The organism is Cryobacterium sp. N19, from assembly GCF_002929595.1.
In the GTDB taxonomy this organism is placed as follows: Bacteria; Actinomycetota; Actinomycetes; order Actinomycetales; family Microbacteriaceae; genus Cryobacterium; species Cryobacterium flavum.
The window spans coordinates 1-4,799 of the sequence record NZ_PJJR01000023.1; the positions used below are offsets into that span (position 1 = coordinate 1).

Below are 4,799 nucleotides of genomic sequence, written 5' to 3' on the forward strand. Positions count from 1 at the left end.
GCCATCCTCGCCGTCTTCGGATAGGAGCACTCGTGCACGCGACCGCACCACCCACCCGCCGCACCTGGCCCTGGATCGTCGCCGCCGCCATCCTCATCGGCGCACTCATCATCGCTGGCGCCGTCTACTTCGGCAGCCAACGCGACACCGCCACACCCTCACCCGAGCCGACAACACCGATAGCGAGCAGCACGCCGTCGCCGAGCACCACACCTGTCGACGCGGAGCCGACCGGATGCCTCGGCGGCGAAACACGAGACGCAGCCATGGTCCTCGCCGCCCAGAAAGCCGCGTCGCACACGAGCAGCGGGGCCGTCGAGTACGCCGCCGCCTTCGTACGGTGGCTACACCAGTACCCCTACCCGTCGTCAGACGATGCAGACTCTGTCGCGGCAAGCGCTCTCGCCACTGATGTTCCGACGAAGGATTTGCGAGAGTTTTTCGCGAACAATCCGAACGTCTCAGGCGGGCTCGTGCCGGACGCGACGAAATACTACCTGTCGACCATTCCTGGTGTGTGGCACATCGAATCGGCGTCGAACGACGAAGTCGTCGCCACGATCGGCACGGGGCTCGTCATACAAGGGGCCATGAGCCCAACGTTGAAAGGATCGATTACCGTGACCGTCCGGTGGGAAAACGGCGCGTGGAAATTTGCGAAGTCTGAAGGGACCCGCACGACGGAGGACTTGTTTTCGATCGGTGAACCCTTCACGAGCGGGTGCTGACGATGCTAGGCATGGCGACCACGCCCGGCGATGACCCAGGATTTTTCGGAGATCTCGTGGGCGGCATAGGTAATGCCATCAACGGTGCCGCCGGAGTGGTGTCTTATTGGTCGGACCCGTGGGGAAACACATTCAAGATGCTCCGCGACACGGCGCAGGGGATGAGCCGTGACATCATGCCGGCGCTGACCAGTGCAACGCTGCCGGATCTGACGGCTGATTGGTTCATCAACGCCTACAAGATTAGCTTTGCTACGGCGATCTTCGTCGCCGTGCTGCTGCTGATCCCGCAAGCTGTGCGAACGGCGCGCGGCGCCCAGGCCGGCCGCGATCTGGTCGAGTCCGTCGGACTGTACTTTGGAACCTTCCTTCTCGGGGCCATGTTCGGCCCAATGTTCGGGATCATGCTGATCAACTTCTTCCACTCCCTCACGGACGTCTTCGTCGCAGCCGGCCTGACCGGCACAGCGAATACCGTCACCGGGCAGTTCACCACCATGATTGAGCAGGCCGACCCAGTCGGCATCACCGGCGGAATCGTCATGGGCGTCATCCTGATGATCTGCATGATCCTCGCCCTCTTCCTCGTGCTGCTCATGTTGCTCGTGCAGCTGGTGACCCTCTACTTCACCGGCGTGTTGCTGCCGCTTGGACTGGTGTGGATCATCGACAAAAACAAGCGCTCCTTCGGCTTGAAGATCGCCGCGTTGTGGATTGGGATTCTCGCAGCCCACCCGCTGCTGTTCTTGCTGCTGGGTTTAGCCTTTTCGATGACGGCGAACCAGATCAGCGCGTTCGGCAACAACTTTGGCCTGCAATCGATGGTGTCCCTCATGGTCGCGATCATCGGGCTGCTGATGGCCGCGCTCTCGCCATTGCTGCTGATGAAGTTCGCCCCGATCATTCCGATGGCCTTCGGCGGCACCACCGGTCCATCCGTGGACGTCGGGAAACACATCGGGGCGCAGAACATGACCGAAGCCACCGAACGCTACGGCCAACCCTCCAGCCAGGATCGGACCTCCTCGACGACGACGAAAGAGTCCACGGACTCCACGACCGAGCGCGTCTCAGAGTCCTCGACAGCTCCGGGGAGCCTGTCGGAGGTCATCGGCAACCGCGTTGCTGCTGCNGCACCGGTGCGGCCGGTGAGGGGGCAGCGATCGGCGCCGGCCGCGCAGCAACCGCCACGGCGGGAGCTGCCGGGGCAAGTGCGACCGCTGGCGGAGGCGCGGCCGCAGCCGAGACCGGGCTCGCCGCCGCTGGGACGGCGGAATCGGCGACGGGCGCGGGCGCGGTTGTCGGCGTCCCGACGCTGATCGCCGCGGCGGGGCTCGCCGCCGCGCACAAGGGTGTTGAGGTCGTTGGGAAGGGCGTGGATATGGCTCAGACGGCGGGGGAGCAGGCGACGGAGTCGATGGATGACACCCCGACCTTGGGAGGAGATCACACATGATGACGGACCTGCGCAATCGTACGGTCATCCGCTATCTGGGTGGGGAGAGCGGGCACCGCTCCTTCTTCGGCGGCACGCACTCTCGCGCCCGGATCATTTTCCTGGCCGGGTCACTCGTGTCCGGGATGGTGTTTACCCCACTGATCGGCTGGCCCGCCCTCGCAGCGGCAGCAGTCAGTTGCGGGGTGACGTTCCTCGTCACAGCGAAAACGCACCGCGGATCAATCGTCGACCGACGGCGCAAACGATCCCGCTGGAAGAAACGCACCCGGGCCGGCACGACCCGGTTCGTGCCCTACGAGGTCGGCGCGTGGGACCAGCTCCAGCAAGCCCTCACCGACGCCCGCACCACCAAGGGCATGGTAGCCCGAGAGACTGCCGCGGAGGCGGCCAAGGCGGTGGTGGCGATGCGCTCCAATCCGGACGGGTCGGACGGGCTCGGCTGGCTGCAATACGGCCGGGGCGAGCCCGGCATCGCCTGGCATGCCCCGGTCGGTGAGCAAAGTTACCTGTCGGTTACGTTCACCGTCAGCGGTCAGCTGCGGGGGATCGAATCGGCCAGCGTCATGGCGCGCGCCGCCCACGGCTGGGGCGCGTTCCTCGCCGCCCGCGCCGTCCCCTCCGTCCTCGTCCAGGACGTGCAAATCACCACGCGAGTGTTGCCGGCCGATACCGCGTTGCAGGAATTCTGGGTGCTCAATAACCTCGACCCGGCGGCGCCGGTCGACGCCGTCGCCTCCTACGAGGAGGTTTTGCGGCTGACCGGGAACGACGCGATGGTGCAACGCCACTTCGTCACCGTCAACTGGCCGCTCACACCGTCATTTTTTGACGCCGCTGCCAAGTATGGCGACGGCCGAGACGGATGGCGGGCGTTGATGCGGCAAGAGATCGCCTCGACCAAGCGTGGTTTGACGGAGTCAAAAATCGGCCGGGTGGAGGTGCTGACGGCGCGGCAGGTGGCGGCGGTGATGCGGCATCAGCAGAATCCGTCGCGTCCGATCGACTTCGTCGCCGACGTGCACCCGAACCGGGTCGGCGAACCCGCCGAGGAAGAGTTCTCCGCGCACATCGTCGACAGCATCGACCCGCTCACCGGGCTGCCGGTGCGGTGGTGGCATCGCACCGCCGCGATCCGTGCCGAAGCGCTCGCGACCGCGGCCCGCACTCAGCTGTGGGTGCTGGACCTGCTGATCGGGAAGGACATCCAGTTCATCCGCTCGGTCAGCTTCCACCTTCACCTGGTGCCGGCGTCGGAGGCGAAAGTCGCCGCCCGGCAAGACCTCGTCCGCGACACCGCCGAAGCCCTCTCCCGCAGGGAGGCCGGGCAGCTGGACACGGACGATACCGACGTGCACATGACGGCCGCCAGACGCCGCCGGCAAGACCTCGTCTCCGGATCGCAGCACCACGGAGCTCTCTGGATCGGCTTCGTGACAATCTCCGTCCGCTCCCGAGAAGAGCTGGCGCGGGCATCACGGCAGCTCGAGGAAACCTGCTCCACCGGCCTCGGCATTGAAAGCCTGGACTGGCTCGATTCGTATCAGGCCGCGGCATCCGGTACGACGTGGCCGATCGGCCGTGGCCTGGTCGCGTCCGCGCCGTCGTTCTCCGCCCGCGTCTACAGCCGCCTCGCCGGCAAATCTGACAAGGAGGCCCTCACATGACCACACCCAACGACACCAGCTCATCCCGCTCGAAGCTGTGGGCGCTGCCGGTGCTGCGCCGCTTCGCGCCGCCCGTCGAAGTGCCCGCCGACGAGGCCGGCGGGAACAACGCGGCCGGCAATCCGGGTGCGGTCGAGATTGTGCCGTGGGCGCTACCGGGCACACCGCTGCGCACCCAGGCGGCCGCGGCTCGTCGTGGTTTCTACGCGCCGGCGCTGGCTGGCGCGCCGACGACGACGCGGCAGGCCGAGATCCTCAACACCGCGCTGATCGGCCCGCCGACGGGCACCCGCGGCGTGGTCAACGGGCGAGACGTGTTGTCGCGGACGACGATCTCCCACGACCCCGTCACCGCCTACAACTCGGAGCCGCGGGAGGTGTCCAGTCCAAACGTGATCGTGATGGGCGACGTCGGCGCCGGTAAAAGCTCCCACACCAAATGCAACTACGTCGTCCGCCCCCTGCTACTTCAAGGCCGCCGTGGGGTGGTGTTTGACAAGAAGGATCAGAACGGGGAGGGCGAGTACTCCAACGTGGTGCGGCATTACGGGTTTGAACCGATCCGGTTCACCACCGACGGCACCGGCACCACCCTGAACCTGCTCGATCCGATGATCGCCCGCGGTACCGGTGTCAAAGGTCAGACACGGCTTCTGAACATCGTCACTCGCATCGCCCGCGGCGATCAGCCCCTCAGCGAATGGGAAGAAGAAGCCCTCCGCGCGGCGCTGCGCCGCACCGTCGGCCAAGCGCATGGGCGGGTGCCGGTGCTCGCCGACGTGCTGCCGAACCTTGGACTCGTCGTCGACGATGACGACTACCGCACCCTGTCGGTCACCGCCCGCGACGACCTGCACAAGGCCGGCCTGTCCGTGAAGTGGACGTTGAACGGGCTGCTCGACGAATACGCCGGCCTCCTCGACGGCGAAACTTCGGAAGCTGTGGATC

General features: G+C 66.2%; 2 protein-coding genes and 1 pseudogene. All 3 read left to right on the plus strand.

All coding sequences use genetic code 11. The features are described from left to right. The coding region (locus tag CXY78_RS20880) for a hypothetical protein (protein WP_233206022.1) at positions 1 to 728 on the plus strand (728 nt) is incomplete at its 5' end. Between the two features lie 1,452 nt (positions 729 to 2,180). Beyond that, entirely contained in the window at positions 2,181 to 3,851 is a 1,671-nt protein-coding gene (locus tag CXY78_RS00305) for a hypothetical protein (RefSeq protein ID WP_104087472.1), read from the plus strand. Beyond that, positions 3,848 to 4,799 (plus strand): annotated as a pseudogene (locus CXY78_RS00310) (ATP/GTP-binding protein); the annotation flags it as partial. The gene CXY78_RS00305 and the pseudogene CXY78_RS00310, both read left to right, overlap by 4 nt.

What these genes read in the sequence shown, in the direction of transcription:
- CXY78_RS00305 (WP_104087472.1), top strand. Translation starts at nt 2,181, where the DNA reads ATGATGACGGACCTGCGCAATCGTACGGTCATCCGCTATCTGGGTGGG.